We start from the raw sequence: 14,282 nt of genomic DNA, 5'->3' as shown, positions 1-14,282 counted from the left end.
TGGCGATGCTGCCCTTGGTCCAGGCGATCATCTGGTTTGAGGTCCACAGGGTGAGCTTGTCGCCCTCCCAGGCCGCGATGGTCGCGTGCGGCTCCATCATCGCGTGGCTCTCGTCCGGCGTCGTGTAGGTTTCGTCGAACTTGACGGGGGCGGCCGCGAACGCGCCCTCGAAGTCGCCGCGCCGGTCCTCGCTACCGCCGCCGCTGCCCTCGCCGCTGTCGCCGGGAACCGGCTTGGCGCCACCGGCCTCGGCCGCGAGGTCGAATTTGCCGGCCGCGCGGGCGTAGTCGACCTTGATCAGGAAGGCGGCAGCCCGGGCCTGCTCGAAGGTCTCGGCCACCACCACGGCGATGGCCTGATGGTAGTGCTGGATCTCGGCACCACCGAACAGGTTCGCGGCGTTCATCTTGCCGAGGCCCAGCTTGGGCATGTCGAGGGTGGTGACGATGGCGACGACGCCCGGAGACCGCTTGGCGGCGCCGGTGTCGATGGCGCGGATCCGGCCCTTGGCGATGCCGGCCCCGAGAACGTAGCCGTAGGCCTGGTTCGCCGCCACGTCGTGGCGCTCGTAGGCATAGGGCGCCGTGCCGGTGGTCTTGAACTTGCCGTCGATGCGGTCGGTGGCCTTGCCCACCACCTTCATCTGGTCGATCGGGTTCTGTCCCGCGGGCTGATCGAACTTCATATCTCTAAGCCCTCGCTTCGGTGAGCGCCGCGCCGAGCGTGCGCTCGGCGAGCTTCAGCTTGTAGGCATTGTCGTGGGTGGGTTTGGCGCCGGCGAAGACCTGCGCGGTCACCGCCTTGGCGCCCCGGGCCATCTCGCCCTCGGCGGCTTCCACCCGCCAGGGCTTGTGCGCCACGCCGCCAAAGGCCGCCCGGCCGCTGCCGTCCGGCTGCACCACCGCGGCCACCGAGACCAGCGCGTAGGCGTAGGAGGCCCGGTCGCGGACCTTGCGGTAGATGTGGGCGCCGCCGAGGGGCTTGGGCAACGTCACCGCCGTGATGAGCTCGCCCGGCTTCAGGGTGGTGTCGACCTCCGGCCGCTCGCCCGGCAGGCGATGGAACTCGGAAATCGGGATCTTGCGTTCCGTGCCCCGGCCGTCGACGGTCTCGACGGTGGCGTCGAGCACCCGCATGGCCACCGCCATGTCGCCCGGATGGGTCGCGATGCAGGCCTCGCTCGCGCCGATCACGGCGAGCTGGCGCGAGACGCCGTCCAGCGCCGAACAGCCCGACCCGGGCTGGCGCTTGTTGCAGGCCTGCGCCGTGTCGTAAAAATACGGGCAGCGTGTGCGCTGCAGCAGATTGCCGGCGGTGGTCGCCTTGTTGCGCAGCTGGCCGGACGCACCCGCCAGCAGGGCCCGGCTGAGCACGGCGTAGTCCTTCCGGACCCGGGCATCGGCGGCCAGATCCGTGTTGCGCACGAGGGCGCCGACGCGCAGGCCGCCCTCGGGCGTGGCCTCGATCCCGTCCAGCCCGAGGCCGTTGACGTCCACGAGGTGGGTGGGCGTCTCGATCTGCAGCTTCATCAGGTCGAGGAGATTGGTGCCCCCGGCGATGAACTTGGCGTTCGGGTTGGCGGAAACGGCGGCGGCGGCTTGCGCGGGCGAAGTCGGGCGCTCGTAGGTGAAGGACTTCATGCGGGCCTCCGGGCTTTGTTCTGGTCTGCGACGTCGGTCATCGCCTCGACTATGTTGGAATAGGCGCCGCAGCGGCAGATGTTGCCGCTCATGCGCTCGCGGATCTCGGCATCCGTGACCTGCATCGGCGCGTTGAGATCGGCCGTGACGTGGCTGGGAATGCCGGCCTTGATCTCGTCCAGCACCGCGACGCCCGAGCAGATCTGGCCGGGCGTGCAGTAGCCGCACTGGTAGCCGTCATGCTTGATGAAGGCGGCCTGCATCGGGTGCAGGTTCTCGGGCTGGCCCAGGCCCTCGATGGTGGTGATCTGCGCGCCCTGGTGCATGACCGCGAGCGTCAGGCAGGCGTTGATGCGCCGGCCGTCGACGATCATCGTGCAGGCGCCACATTGGCCGTGATCGCAGCCCTTCTTCGAGCCCGTCAGGTGCATGTGCTCGCGCGCGGCGTCCAGCAGGCTGGTGCGGGTGTCGAGTTCGAGGTCCCGCTTCTCGCCGTTCACCGTGAAGGCGACCTTGGCCAGCACCGGCGCGTCGTTGGCCGCGGGTGCAGCCCCCACCGCGCCCGGAAGGGCCGCGGCGACCGCGCTGGCTCCCACACTCACCATGACGCCTCTCCTGTTCAATTCGAGCCCGTTGCGACCGTCCATGTCGTCCTCCGAACCGTGTGGCGGTTGCGTCAGCGCCGGCCGGCACCGCGACCGGACGGAAACGCGCAGCGCGCAATCAAGTTTTGCTTGATTCTAAAATTAGGGTCCGGAGAACCACGGAATAGGGCCTCACATTCACTGAGGCTTATGAATTGAGGTTATGAATGGCGCGGGAGACCCTGACGGACCTGCTCGCCTTCGCCACCGTGGCGCAGGAGGGAAGCTTCACCCGCGCGGCCAAGCGCCTGGGCGTGACGCAATCGGCCCTGAGCCATGCGATGACCGGCCTTGAGGCGCGCCTCGGGCTGCACCTGCTCAACCGCTCCACGCGCAGCGTCTCGCCGACCGAGGCCGGCGAGCGGCTCCTGCGCATCGTCGCGCCCCAGTTCGAGCAGATCGGGGTGGAGCTGACGGCGCTCACGGAAATGCGGCACCGGCCCGCCGGACGGATCCGCATCACCGCCCCGGAGCACGCGGCCGAGACCGTCCTCTGGCCGGTCCTGCGGGACCTGCTGCCGGCCTACCCGGAGATCACCGTCGAGATCGAGACCTCGCAGGCGCGCACGAACATCGTGGCCGAGCGCTTCGATGCCGGCGTGCGCATCGGCGAGCACGTCGAGCGGGACATGGTGGCCATGCGCATCGCGCCGCCCATGCGCATGGCCGTCGTCGGCACGCCCGCCTACTTCGCGGCCTCGCCCCCACCTGCCCGTCCGGAAGACCTGACCCGGCATCGCTGCATCAATCTCGGGCGGCCCTCGCGGGGCGACGTCTTCCCGTGGGAATTCGAGCGGGCGGGCGAGACGGTCGCCGTCCGCGTCGAGGGCCAGCTCGGCTTCACGAGCCTGCGCCTGATCCTGAGCGCGGCGCTGGCGGATTTCGGGCTGGCCTACCTCCCCGAGGAGGAGGTCCGGACCGAGGTCGCGCAGGGACGTCTGGTGCGGGTGCTCGCGGAATGGTGCGCCCCCTTCCCGGGCTACCATCTCTACTATCCGAGCCGGCGCCAGCCGACACCGGCCTTCACGGTGCTGATGGAGGCCCTGCGCCACCGGGGCTGAAGCCGCGGCCTTCAGGCCACCGTCTGCCCCCCATCCACCACCATGGCATGCCCGACGATGAAGGCGGCCGCCTCCGAGCACAGAAACAGGACGGCGGCGGCGATCTCCTCGGGCGTGCCCATCCGCCCGACCGGCTCCTGGGCGACGACGCGGGCCACCCCCGCCTCGGTGCCCCCGGTGAAGCGCCGCATCATCGGCGTGTCGATGATGCCGGGACAGACCGCATTGACGCGGATTCCCGCCGCGGCATAGTCGAGGGCCGTGCTCCGGGTCATGCCGACCACGCCGTGCTTGGTGGCCGCGTAGGCGGCTTGGCCCGCGAAGCCCTTCACCCCGGCGCCCGAGGCATTGTTCACGATGGCGCCGCCCCCGCTCCGCAGCATGAGCGGGATCTGGGACTTCATGCTGAGGAACACGCCGCGCAGGTTGACGGCGACGAGGCGGTCGAACGCCTCCGCCGGGATGTCGGCCGCCGCCGTGATCGGCTGCTCGACGCCCGCATTGTTGAAGGCGGCATCGAGGCGGCCGAAGGTCTCGGCCGTACGGTCGAGGGCGGCCCGCACGGAGTCTTCGACGGCGACATCGCAGGTCAGGCCGAGGGCGCGGCCACCGGCCTCCTCGATCCGGCGCACGGTCTCGCGGGCACCCGCCTCCGACAGGTCGGCGACCGCGACGCGCGCCCCGGCCCGGCCGAAAGCCAGGGCGGTGGCGCGGCCGATGCCGCTCGCGGCGCCGGTGACGAAGGCGACCTTTCCGGTGAAGTCGAACTGGCCGGCAAGGTCGACCTTACCCGTGACGTCGGGCTCGCCCTTGGAGTCCTGGGACATCTGCATCTCCTGATCCGATCGTGGCCGAGCCCTGGGGCATCGGGGGCCTTCTTCCGTCCTGACACCCGGGCACGGGTCGAGCACGGGTCATGGCGGAAGCCCCGCCGAACCTGGCGCTCGCGCGAGGGGCGGATTAGGTGGGCCACGGGACATGAGGATATGAACGAGGCTTATGAATGCTGCGCGAGAGCCTGAACGATCTTGCCGCCTTCATCGCCGTCGCGCGTGCGGGCAGCTTCACCCGGGCAGCCGCGCAGCTCGGGGTCTCGCAGCCCGCCCTCAGCCAGACCGTGCGTGCCCTCGAGGCGCGCCTCGGGGTGCGCCTGCTGGCGCGCACCACTCGCAGCGTCGCGCCGACGGAGGCCGGCGCGCGCCTCCTCGGGGCCGTGGGGCCGCGCTTCGACGAGATCGAGGCCGGGCTCGCGTCCCTGGCCGGCCTGCGTGACCGCCCGGCCGGGACCGTCCGCATCACCGCCACCGAGCACGCGGCCCACGCGGTGCTGTGGCCCGCCCTGCGCCGCCTGCTGCCGGACTATCCGGACATCGCGGTGGAGATCGTGGTCGATTCCGGCCTGACCGACATCATCGCGCAGCGCATCGATGCAGGCGTGCGCTTCGGCGGCATGGTGGCCAAGGACATGACGGCCGTCCGCATCGGCCCCGACATGCGGATGGCGGTGGTGGGCTCACCCGCCTATCTGCACGCCCACCCGAAGCCGGAGGCGCCGCAGGACCTCACCGGCCATCGCTGCATCAACCTTCGCCTGCCGACCCGGGGCGGCCTGTATGCCTGGGAGTTCGACAGGGACGGGCAGGAGCTGCGGGTCTGGGTCGAGGGCCGGCTCACCTTCAACACCACGGCGCTGATCCTGGCGGCGGCCCTCGACGGCTTCGGCCTCGCCTACCTGCCCGAGACCCTGGTGCGGACGCACCTGGACCAGGGAACCCTGATCCGCGTCCTCGACGCGTGGTGCGAGCCGTTCTCCGGCTATCACCTCTATTTCGCGAGCCATCGCCAGGTCCCGCCGGCCCTCGGGGTGCTGGTGGACGCGCTGCGCTGGCCGCCCGCGCGCTGATCGCCGCTCCCCGCTTTGCACGCCGGCCCCGCGGGCGGGCGGACCCGGGCCGCGGGTCCGGGCCGGTTCCTCAGGGGATCATCTCGGCGGCAACGGCCGCCCGGTCGCGGACCGGCGGGTCGTTCCGGTCGCGCGAGACGTCATGCACCACCGTGAGACCGCCCGCCTCCAGGTCATCATCGTCGGCGGGATGCGCCGACGGGGCGGCGACGGCCGGTATGACTCCGTTCGGGACCACGTCGTTCGCGGCCGCCATCGCGCCGGGCTGCCCGTAATAGGCCTCCAGCGAGGGCACGATAGTCGGCACCGGACGCATCGGCGGGAGGGCCGCGACCCGATCCCGGGCCGCCATCAGCGCGTCGAGGATGAGACGGCTGTCGCGGGTGAAGGGGATCACCACACCGCCGCCCACGGTCTTGATCCGGTCGGCGGGCGCCCCGATGTCGAAGGCGACGACCGGATAGCCGGCCTCCCAGACCTCGGACAGGACGTAGGAGTAGGTCTCCGGCCAGATGCTCGACAGGAACACGAAGTCCGGGTCGATCTCGTCCAGCTTCGCCTTCAGTTCCGAATGCTTGTAGGAGCCGGTCACGGCGGCGTTCTTGTAGCGCTTGAGGCGCTCGTCGTCGGCCGTGAAGCCGACGACGGTCAGGTAGAATGGCATGCGGTCGCGCGCCGCCCGCTCCACGAGCCGGACGAGGACGTCGAAGCCCTTGACCCGCCCGATCGCTCCCACGACCGCGATTCTGAGGCCACCCTTGGGGCTGCCCTTGGGACCCCCCTTCCGTGAGACCACCGCCGTCGTGCCGTGCAGCCGCGGCTCCGGGTGGGGTGCGACAACGATGTCGGGCAGGTTCAGGCGCGCGCGATAACGGCGCGCCGTGTCCTCGGACGGCGCCAGGATCTTGGTGGCGCGCTGGAGGATCCGGGTGTTGAAGCCGAGCCAGGATTCGAGGTCGTTCTCGATCAGCGCGTCGTGATCGGCGAAGTTGTGCTCGACGCCGCCCGAGACGCAGAGCTGGCAGACGGCTGGCGTCGGCTCACCGCAATAGCTGTTGCGCTCGTCGGTGAGGTGGACGCGCGGACAGTACCACTGGAAGTCGTGCAGCATCACCGTGAAGGGGCGCTTGCCGGAAAGGAGCGTCTCCAGGAACGCGCTTCGGAAGGTCAGGCGTGAGTTCACGTGGATCTGGACCGCGACGCCGGCCGCCTCGATGGCCGCGAGGGTCCGTTCGACGCTTTCGGGTCTCAGGGTCAGGGTGACGTCGGCCCGGTCGAAGCTCAGCAGCAGGCGCGGATCGTCGCCGCGATCCTCCACGGGGGAGAGCACGGCGCTCTCGTGGTCCTCCGACCGGCGAAGGCCCTGGATGTCGTCCACGTAGCGCTTCGTGCCGCCGCCGAGCCCGTGCATCAGGTGCAGGGTCAGCGCGCTGAAACGCCCCTTGAGGAGGCTGAGCAGGACATCCGTACGCACGGCTTCCAGGGGGTCCGCGCGGACGAAGGCGCGCACCTCGGCGAGGTATTCCGGGTAGAGCGCCTCCAGGCGGGCGTGATTGGTCGCCAGGATCGTCACCCGCTCGGCTACGCCGAACGAGACAGAGCCCTCGTGGATCACGAAGGTGTCCGGCGCCGCGAGGTGGATCCAGCCGAGGTCGCGTGCGGAGAGGCACCAATCGACCTCCTCGCAGTAGCCCTTGCCCCAATCGGGCGAGAACGCGCCCACCTCGTCGAGGGCTTGGCGATTGAGATGCATGCAGAACCCGACCCCCGTCGGGATCTCCACGGGCTCGGCGCCGTGTCCGGCGAAGGCCCGGTCGATCTCCGCGACGTCGAGGCCGAGGGCGGGCAGGCTCGGCACGACGACGTTCGGGAAACTCAGGATCGTCGCGTTGTTCGACAGCGGGGTCACCGAAGCGACGCCCGGCCGGGCATGGCAGTGCCGGGCGAGCCGCGCGACGAGCCCGGGCGGCAGGATCGTGTCGGCGTTGACGAGGAGGACGTCCTCATCGGGCTCGAGCAGCGAGAAGCCGCGATTGACCGTCCCGATGAAGCCGAGATTCTTCGGGTTCTCGAGGATCGTCAGGCCCGGATGGTTCTCGGCGGCGACGCTCCCGAGGTAGCGACCGATCTCCGGGTCGGGCGACGCGTCGTTGATGACGATCGCCCGCGCCGTCCCGGCACTCAGTTCCGGGATCAGGGACGCCAGGCAGAGTTTGAGGTCGGACAGGCCCTTGTAGACCGGCACGATGGCGCAGACCGGCGGAGGCGCTTGCCGCGACCGCGCCACGGGCGCCGGAACCGGACGTGCGGTCATGTCCGCCGTGGCCGTCAGCGTTTCGGTGGCGATCACCGGCTGAAAGGTGATGGGTCCATGGCCACGGGCGCGCTCGACCTCGACGAGGCGCGTGCGGATACTGCGGCGCGCCATCACGCTCGTCGCGGGCGACTCGAATTCCAGGAGCCGCGCCCGCGCTTCGCGCCGCTGGGCCTGGACATGAACGAGCAGGTCGTTGCTGAAACGCCCGAGGAGAAGCCCTCCCCCCTCCGGACCGGCGAAGAGTTCGCTGCCGGGCTGAATATCCTGCTGGGAGAAGACGAACCCGGCCACGTCCCGCCCGAACGCCGCTTTGACGTCGGCCCGGGCATGCGTCTTGAGCTCCGACAGCGTCGCGCCGCCCCGGACGATGCGCAGCGTCGTCGGCGCATCGGCTGTCGTGGGGTCGAAGTACCAGCCCCGGAAATTGTCCGGCGCCAGGGTGTCGATGTTGTAGCGCGGCTGGCTGCTCCAGGTGCCGAATTCGAGCGTCGTCTTGCCCGCCTGGATGCCGAGGCGATGCGGCTTGCCATCGAGCGCGTGCGGCGGCAGTGGCAGCGAGAAACCGTTCCAGCCCGCCTGTCCGGACACCATGAACTGGAACTCGCTGCGATAGCGGTCGAGGGCGACGGGTTCACCCGCCTCGCCGTCGACGATCAGCCGGACGCTCGGGTTCGCGGTCGGGAAGAGCGGTGAGAGCCATCCTTCGAGACGATAGTCCCAGACGCCGTCGAAGCAGCCGGAATACTGATCGGTTCCCGCCTCGAAACGCTCCGTGTAGGTCTGTCCGTGAACCTTGACGCTGACGGTGCAGGTGCCGGGATGCCGGGCGAGGCTCTCGGGCAGCGGCGCGTAGACGAGCTCCAACCCGTTGATCCGGTTCGCGGGCTCGACGGCCAGATCCTGCGCCTCCCCTCCGGCGAGACGGACCTGAACCTGAACCTCTTCCCGGTGCGTACCGGTCGCCAGCGCGAGGAGAACGCCGCCCTCGTGGAGCGTGATCCAGTTGATCGCAACGTTGCCGCCTCGCACCGTGACGGCAGCACTCGGCTTCCGGCGCAAATTCTTCCAAGCTTTCGAGAAGAATCTTCCGTCGAGAGCCGGCAGCTTCAAGAGACGCACATCATCCTCACTTCAGGTTTTATAGTGCCGAGCTCGGTTCGCCAGATCATCCCTGACCGTGAACGTCGAGGCCGCATAACGTTTTTCGAGCATCAAATCCAGTCGCGTGAGTAGTATTTTTAAACTACCGAAAAAGACGACATGAAACGAGGAACCATTGAGTATAAGCTCTATGAACATCAGGATTTTTTGATTAAAATCCTCTAAGAGACGATGATGGTCGATCTCTTATCTTCTGCGCCGGTCCCATTGATGACGTCGTGGGCAAATTTTTCTCACGCAGATGCAAGAACCAAGCATTCAATCGTGGCAAATTTCCGATGCCAAGCTTGATCCTACTGCGGGTTGGAAGACAGTGACATGACCACTTCCGCGAGCCTTCTTCGCTTGCCCCTCGACGCCGTGCGCCGGCACGGAACGCATCGTTTCGCGTGTCGACCGCCAGGGACCCGCCCCGGGTTCGCGCCAGTCCGATTCCACCTCGGGAGGCTCGGCGACACACCGGCCTCGTCCCCGGATGATGCAAGTCACGCATAGCGTGCCATCGCGAAATCCGCCGGGGCGATGGCGGGCGGATGCCCGGAGATGAGATCCGCGAGCATCCGTCCCGAGCCGCAGGCCATGGTCCAGCCGAGGGTGCCGTGGCCGGTGTTGGTATAGAGATTCGGATAGGGGGTCGCTCCGACGATGGGCGTGCCGTCCGGCGTCATCGGGCGCAAACCCGTCCAGAAGCGGGCCTTCCCGAGATCGCCGCCCCCGGGGAAGAGATCCCCGACGGAGCGTTCGAGCGCCGCGCGGCGCGGTCCGCGCAGCACCTGGCTGAAGCCGGCGAGCTCGGCGGTGCCTCCGGCCCGGATGCGGTCTCCGAGGCGGGTGATGCCGACCTTGAAGGTCTCGTCCATCACCGTCGAGACCGGGGCAGCCGCGGGATCGTCGATCGGCAGCGTCAGCGAGTAGCCCTTCACCGGATAGACCGGCAGCCGCAGGCCGAGCGGCCGCAGCAGGGCCGGCGTGTAGCTGCCCAGCGCGGCGACGTAGGCATCCGCGCCGACGACCTCCCCGCCCGCCGTGACGACCCCGGCGACGCGCCCGTGCTCGTGGCGCAGGCTCGCCACCGAGACGCCGTAACGGAACGTGACGCCGAGGCCTTCGCACAGCCCCGCGAGGCTCTGCGTGAACATGTGGGCGTCGCCGGTCTCGTCGCCGGGCAGGCGCAGGCCGCCGGCGATGCGGTCGCGGACCCGGGCAAGGGCCGGCTCGGCGGCGATGCAGCCGGCGGGGTCGAGCACCGCGTAGGAGACCCCGTAGGCGTCGAGGATCGCGGTGTCGGTGCCGACCTGGTCGAGCTGTTTGCGCGTGCGGAAGAGCTGCAGGGTGCCCTTCTCGCGGTGATCGTAGGCGATTCCGGTCTCGGCGCGCAGGGCGCCCAGGACGTCGCGGCTGTACTCGGCGAGGCGGACCATGCGGCCCTTGTTCCGCCGGTAGGCCTCGTGCGTGCAGTTGGCGAGCATGTGGGCGAGCCAGCCGTAGAACCGCGGCTCGAATTGCGGCAGCAGCACCAGGGGGCGATGGCGCATCAGCAGCCACTTCATCGCCTTGATGGGGATTCCGGGCGCCGCCCAGGGGGCCGAGTAGCCGGGCGAGACCTGGCCCGCATTGGCAAAGCTCGTCTCCATCCCGGCGGCCGGCTGGCGGTCGAGCACGGTGACCTGATGGCCGCCCCTGGCGAGGTAGTAGGCCGTGGTGACGCCGACGACGCCGCTGCCGAGAACCAGCACGTGCATGCGAGAATCCTTCCGTCGGTGCGCCGGGGGAGCACGAATCCCGACGCTTGTAGCAGGGTCGGGCGCCAAGCTCTGCCGCACTGCACAAACCGGGCCGCATGGCCGGGCCGCGTCCCGCGCAAGCCCGCGCCGGGCTTCAGGGCCGGACGGCCGGCGTCTCGATGGCCAAGGGCGCCGCACGGTCCATCAGGTAGCGCTCCAGGGCGACGAATTCCGGTGCGCCGTACCCGAACGGCTCGGCCCGCATTCCCGTCATGCAGTTGCGCAGGCGCCGCTGCACCGAGCCCACGCCCTGCCATTCCAGGCGATAGAGCGGGTAGCCGGTGGGGTGGCCCTGCGGGATCGCGGCGGCGCCGAGGCGGCGCCCGGGATGATCGTCGTGGCAGGCGGCGCAGGAGAGGCCGAGTTGCCCCATGCGCTGCGTGAACAGTGCCCGGCCGGCCGCCCGGGCGGCGCCGAGGCGGGAATCGTCCGGCACCGTGATCGGCAGGCCCGCGGACTGGGCGGCGACATAGGCGGTGAGCCCGAGGAGTTCGCGGCTCTCGTAGGGGTAGGGCTCCGCGCCCTGGTGACGCCTCCGGCAGGCGTTGACCCGGCCCTGGAGGTCGATCGGGGCCGCGCTCGCGGCGTCCCAGGCCGGGTAGCGGGTGGCTACGCCCCGCATCGCGAGGCCGGCCTCGCCGTGGCAGCCGGCGCAGGCGGGCCGGTCCGGGGCTGGCGCCTTCGCCCAGAGATCGGCGCCGTCCTCGAGCCAGAGCAGGGCGGGATTGGCCATCCCGTCGCGCTGCATGGCCTGGATGTCCGGGCTCATGGTGTCGAAGCCCGAGCGCCGCTCGGCCGGCGGGATCTCACCCGCCCGCGCCGGCCCCGCCGACCAATCCGCGACCGTCAGGGCCGCGAGCACGAGAAGCGCGGATCGCCTCACGTCACCGTCAGGGTGGCGGTCTCGGTCTGCGTGAAACCGTTGTCGCCGCGCCAGGTGAAGGTGAGCGGGCCCGTCCGCGTCGCCCGCAGGGTGAAGGTCAGGTAGGGGTTGGCGGCGGTCGCCGGAAACAGCTCGGCGCGGAACACCGTCTCGCCGTCGTAGAGGCAGGTGAACTCCGTGATGATGTCGCGCGGGCGGATGCGCCCGTCGGCGCCGGGCCGGAAGCCGGTCTCCATCGGGTGCGAGATCAGGGTCTTGATCGTGACGATCTCGCCGGCCCCGGCGGATTTCGGGACGTTGATCAGGGTGCGGGCCATGTCGGCTCAGCCCTCCAGGCAGGCGGCGAGGGTGACGATGGCGTCGGCCGTGGTCGACCAGTAGCGCCCGTCGCTGGTCTCGGCGATGGCGGTGATGCGCTGCGTGTCGGCCAGCCGGATGCGGGTCGTGATCGCGGCGCGGCCGCTCGCCGGCCCCAGCGACACCGTGATCACATTGGGCTGCGGGTTCTTGTCGTTGAACACCGCGATGCGGCGGACGTGGTCCTCCGGGGTCATCGGGCTGTCCACCGTCACGGTGATCGTGACCGCGTTGCCGTTCTCGACCAGGGGCGGCAGGTCGAGGCGGATGCGCCCCGGCTGGATCTCGGCCGTACCGGCGAAACGCCGGATGGCCTCGGCCGTGCTCTCCGTGCGGATCGCGGCCCCGGCCGCCACCGGGCGCAGGGCGATCGTGGCGGCGATTCCCGGCCCGAGAGCGAGGAGTCCGCGGCGGCTCGGACGATGGGATGTATGCGGGCTCACGGCGCCGGCCTCTCCGATGGGGTGTCGCGTAGCGTCGCGAGGAAGGCGACGATGTCCTCGATCTCCTGGGGCTCCAGCACCGGCCGGTCACGCCAGGCCGCGCCCACCCGCGTGGTGCCCGCGAGGCTGTAATAGGAGGGCATGATGGTGTCCGGGTTCAAGACCCGGCCGTCGACGAGGCGCAGGCGCAGCGCGCCGGGCGCGAGCCGGTCGCCGATTCCGTCGAGGGCGGGGCCGAGATTGCCGGTGAAGCGCTCCTCGGGGAACGGCCCGGCATGGCAGAGCAGGCAGAGCCCCTTCGTGCGGTCGACGACCAGGGCCCGGCCCCGCGCGGGATCGCCCGGCACGCCGGTCAGGCTCGCGGGAATCGCCCCATCGACGATGGCGACGGGCCGCAGGCGCTCCGCGCCCGGCTCGGCCTCCTCCCCGGCCTCCACCCGCGCGGCCAGGACCGCGCAGCCGATCCAGAGCCAGTAAAGCCTCCGCCTCACCCGAACACCTGGCGGGTGATGGTGCGGTACCAGTCGGCGGCATGGAGCGCCTCCTGCTCGCGCAGGCTCATCGGCGCGTCGACCGGGCTGATCCCGCCGGCGCCCTCGACATCCGCGAGGACGCCGCCGACCGGGTGATAGACGCCGGCGATCGAGATGCCGTAGCCGGGCGCCACCAGGCTGTAGCAGGTGTTGATCAGCTTCGGGGCCTCGGGCGCGCGCCCGGCCAGGAGGTCGATCACCGCATCGGCGCAGACCTTGGCCTGGGCATTGGCCGAGAAGGCGGATTTCGGCATCGCCCCGGCGATGGCCGCGTCCCCGATGACGTGGATGCCGGGCACCAGCCGGGATTCGAAGGTGACGGGGTCGATCGGACACCAGCCGCTGCGGTCGGCCACCCCGGCGATCGCCGCGATCCGGCCCGCGCGCTGGGGCGGGATGATGCAGGCGACATCCGCCTTGTACTCCGAGAAGTCAGTGCGGACGATCATGGCGTCCGGATCGACGGCGCTAACCTGACCGCCCTCGGCCAGGGGCACGTATTCGAGCTGGGTCGGGTAGAGCGTTTTCCAGGCCGACTGGAACAGGCGCTGCTTCGAGAAGCTGTCCTTGGCATCCAGCAGGATCAGCTTGGCGCGGGGCTTGGTGGTCTTGAGCACGTGGGCGATCAGGCTCGCCCGCTCGTAGGGGCCGGGCGGGCAGCGATAGGGGTTGCCCGGCACCGACAGCACCACGGTGCCGCCCTCCGGCATTGCCGCGAGTTGCCGGGCCAGCAACAGCGTCTGCTCGCCCGCCTTCCAGGCATGGGGCATGCGCTCGGCGGCGGCTGCGTCGTAGCCCGGAACGGCGTCGAAGCGCAGGTCGATCCCGGGCGAGAGCACGAGACGGTCGTAGGCGAGCGTGCCGCCATCCGCGAGCATGACCCGGCGGGCGGGCCCGTCGATCCCGGTGGCGGCGGCGTGCACCACCCGAATGCCGGCGCGGGCGATACCCTCGTAGCCGAAGCACTGGGCCGCCATGGGCTGCAGGCCGGCGATGACCTCGTTGCTGAACGGGCAGGAGACGTAGGTCGGGTTCACCTCGACCAGCGTCACGTCGAGGCCGCCCCGGTGGAGCGCGCGCGCGGCCGTGGCGCCCCCGAAGCCGCCGCCGATCACCACGACCTTGGCGGCGGCCTGCGCCAGGGCGGGCCGCGCGAGGGCGAGAGCCGCCCCGGTGGCGAGAAGCGCGCGGCGCGTCGTCGTCATGGCCGGCCCTGCCGTGCGAGATAATCCGCTATGGCCCGGCTCTCCTCGTCCGAAAATCCCTTGGCGATGCGGCTCATCACGCTCGCGGGCCGCTCCCCCGACCGGTAGGCAGCCAGGGCCTCCACGATCTCGGTCTCCGGGCGACCGTCGATCGCCCCCATGGCGGCCCCCTCGGCGTGGCAGCCGGAACAGGACGTGGCGCCCGGCGGGGCACGAAGCTCGGCGGCCTCCACCAGTCCAGTCGGTCCGGCCAGCAGGCAGGCCGCAATCAGTCCAAGACGGATGATACGCATCCCGGAGGATCGGCCCGAGAACGACATCCGTCTGTAGGCGTAGGGCGCGAGCGGACTC

The 14,282-nt window shown here is 70.4% G+C and carries 14 protein-coding genes; 2 read left to right on the top strand and 12 right to left on the bottom strand.

The window, feature by feature from the left end; translation table 11 throughout:
- The 3 genes from K2X24_RS20775 to paoA all read right to left on the bottom strand — a co-directional run.
- The coding region (locus tag K2X24_RS20775) for a molybdopterin cofactor-binding domain-containing protein (protein WP_292500678.1) at positions 1-685 on the bottom strand (685 nt) is incomplete at its 3' end.
- A gap of 4 nt (positions 686-689) precedes the next feature.
- Positions 690-1,640, bottom strand: a complete 951-nt coding sequence (locus K2X24_RS20770; RefSeq protein ID WP_292500677.1) for a xanthine dehydrogenase family protein subunit M — start codon at positions 1,638-1,640, stop codon at positions 690-692.
- Positions 1,637-2,245 (bottom strand): aldehyde dehydrogenase iron-sulfur subunit PaoA, encoded by a 609-nt coding sequence (gene paoA / locus K2X24_RS20765; RefSeq protein ID WP_292500675.1) that lies wholly within the window; start codon positions 2,243-2,245, stop codon positions 1,637-1,639. Before paoA ends, K2X24_RS20770 begins: the two co-directional genes overlap by 4 nt.
- A 206-nt stretch (positions 2,246-2,451) precedes the next feature.
- Between paoA and K2X24_RS20760 the strand changes: the two genes are divergently transcribed.
- Positions 2,452-3,345 (top strand): LysR family transcriptional regulator, encoded by an 894-nt coding sequence (locus K2X24_RS20760; protein ID WP_292500673.1) that lies wholly within the window; start codon positions 2,452-2,454, stop codon positions 3,343-3,345.
- 11 nt (positions 3,346-3,356) lie between these two features.
- On the opposite strand, the gene K2X24_RS20755 is transcribed toward K2X24_RS20760, so the two are convergent.
- A complete protein-coding gene (locus tag K2X24_RS20755) occupies positions 3,357-4,172 on the bottom strand; it encodes a glucose 1-dehydrogenase (RefSeq protein WP_292500670.1) in 816 nt (271 codons plus the stop codon).
- Positions 4,173-4,348: 176 nt separating this feature from the next.
- Between K2X24_RS20755 and K2X24_RS20750 the strand changes: the two genes are divergently transcribed.
- On the top strand, positions 4,349-5,248 hold the full coding sequence (locus K2X24_RS20750) for a LysR family transcriptional regulator (protein ID WP_292500669.1): 900 nt from the start codon (positions 4,349-4,351) through the stop codon (positions 5,246-5,248).
- Between the two features lie 70 nt (positions 5,249-5,318).
- Here the strand turns inward: K2X24_RS20750 and K2X24_RS20745 are convergent, their stop codons facing one another.
- From K2X24_RS20745 to K2X24_RS20710, 8 genes are all read right to left on the bottom strand, one after another.
- Positions 5,319-8,624: a glycosyltransferase gene (locus K2X24_RS20745; protein WP_292500666.1), complete on the bottom strand. Its 3,306-nt coding sequence runs from the start codon at positions 8,622-8,624 to the stop codon at positions 5,319-5,321.
- A gap of 587 nt (positions 8,625-9,211) precedes the next feature.
- Positions 9,212-10,468 carry a D-amino acid dehydrogenase gene (locus K2X24_RS20740; RefSeq protein ID WP_292500664.1) on the bottom strand — a complete coding sequence of 419 codons (1,257 nt, stop codon included), beginning with the start codon at positions 10,466-10,468 and terminating at the stop codon, positions 9,212-9,214.
- Between the two features lie 136 nt (positions 10,469-10,604).
- Positions 10,605-11,393, bottom strand: a complete 789-nt coding sequence (soxA, locus tag K2X24_RS20735) for a sulfur oxidation c-type cytochrome SoxA (protein ID WP_292500663.1) — start codon at positions 11,391-11,393, stop codon at positions 10,605-10,607.
- A complete protein-coding gene (soxZ, locus tag K2X24_RS20730) occupies positions 11,390-11,710 on the bottom strand; it encodes a thiosulfate oxidation carrier complex protein SoxZ (protein ID WP_238277710.1) in 321 nt (106 codons plus the stop codon). Before soxZ ends, soxA begins: the two co-directional genes overlap by 4 nt.
- 6 nt (positions 11,711-11,716) lie before the next feature.
- Positions 11,717-12,193: a SoxY-related AACIE arm protein gene (locus K2X24_RS20725; protein WP_292500660.1), complete on the bottom strand. Its 477-nt coding sequence runs from the start codon at positions 12,191-12,193 to the stop codon at positions 11,717-11,719.
- The gene (gene soxX / locus K2X24_RS20720) at positions 12,190-12,591 is read right to left on the bottom strand and encodes a sulfur oxidation c-type cytochrome SoxX (RefSeq protein ID WP_292500680.1); all 402 of its coding nucleotides are present in this window, start codon (positions 12,589-12,591) and stop codon (positions 12,190-12,192) included. Before soxX ends, K2X24_RS20725 begins: the two co-directional genes overlap by 4 nt.
- An 89-nt stretch (positions 12,592-12,680) precedes the next feature.
- Positions 12,681-13,931 (bottom strand): NAD(P)/FAD-dependent oxidoreductase, encoded by a 1,251-nt coding sequence (locus K2X24_RS20715; RefSeq protein WP_292500657.1) that lies wholly within the window; start codon positions 13,929-13,931, stop codon positions 12,681-12,683.
- Positions 13,928-14,282, bottom strand: a 355-nt coding sequence (locus K2X24_RS20710) for a hypothetical protein (RefSeq protein ID WP_292500656.1), incomplete at its 5' end; no start/stop codon positions are given. The genes K2X24_RS20710 and K2X24_RS20715, both read right to left, overlap by 4 nt.

The organism is Methylobacterium sp., from assembly GCF_019750675.1.
In the GTDB taxonomy this organism is placed as follows: Bacteria; Pseudomonadota; Alphaproteobacteria; order Rhizobiales; family Beijerinckiaceae; genus Methylobacterium.
This window is presented reverse-complemented; position numbering and strand designations above follow the sequence as displayed.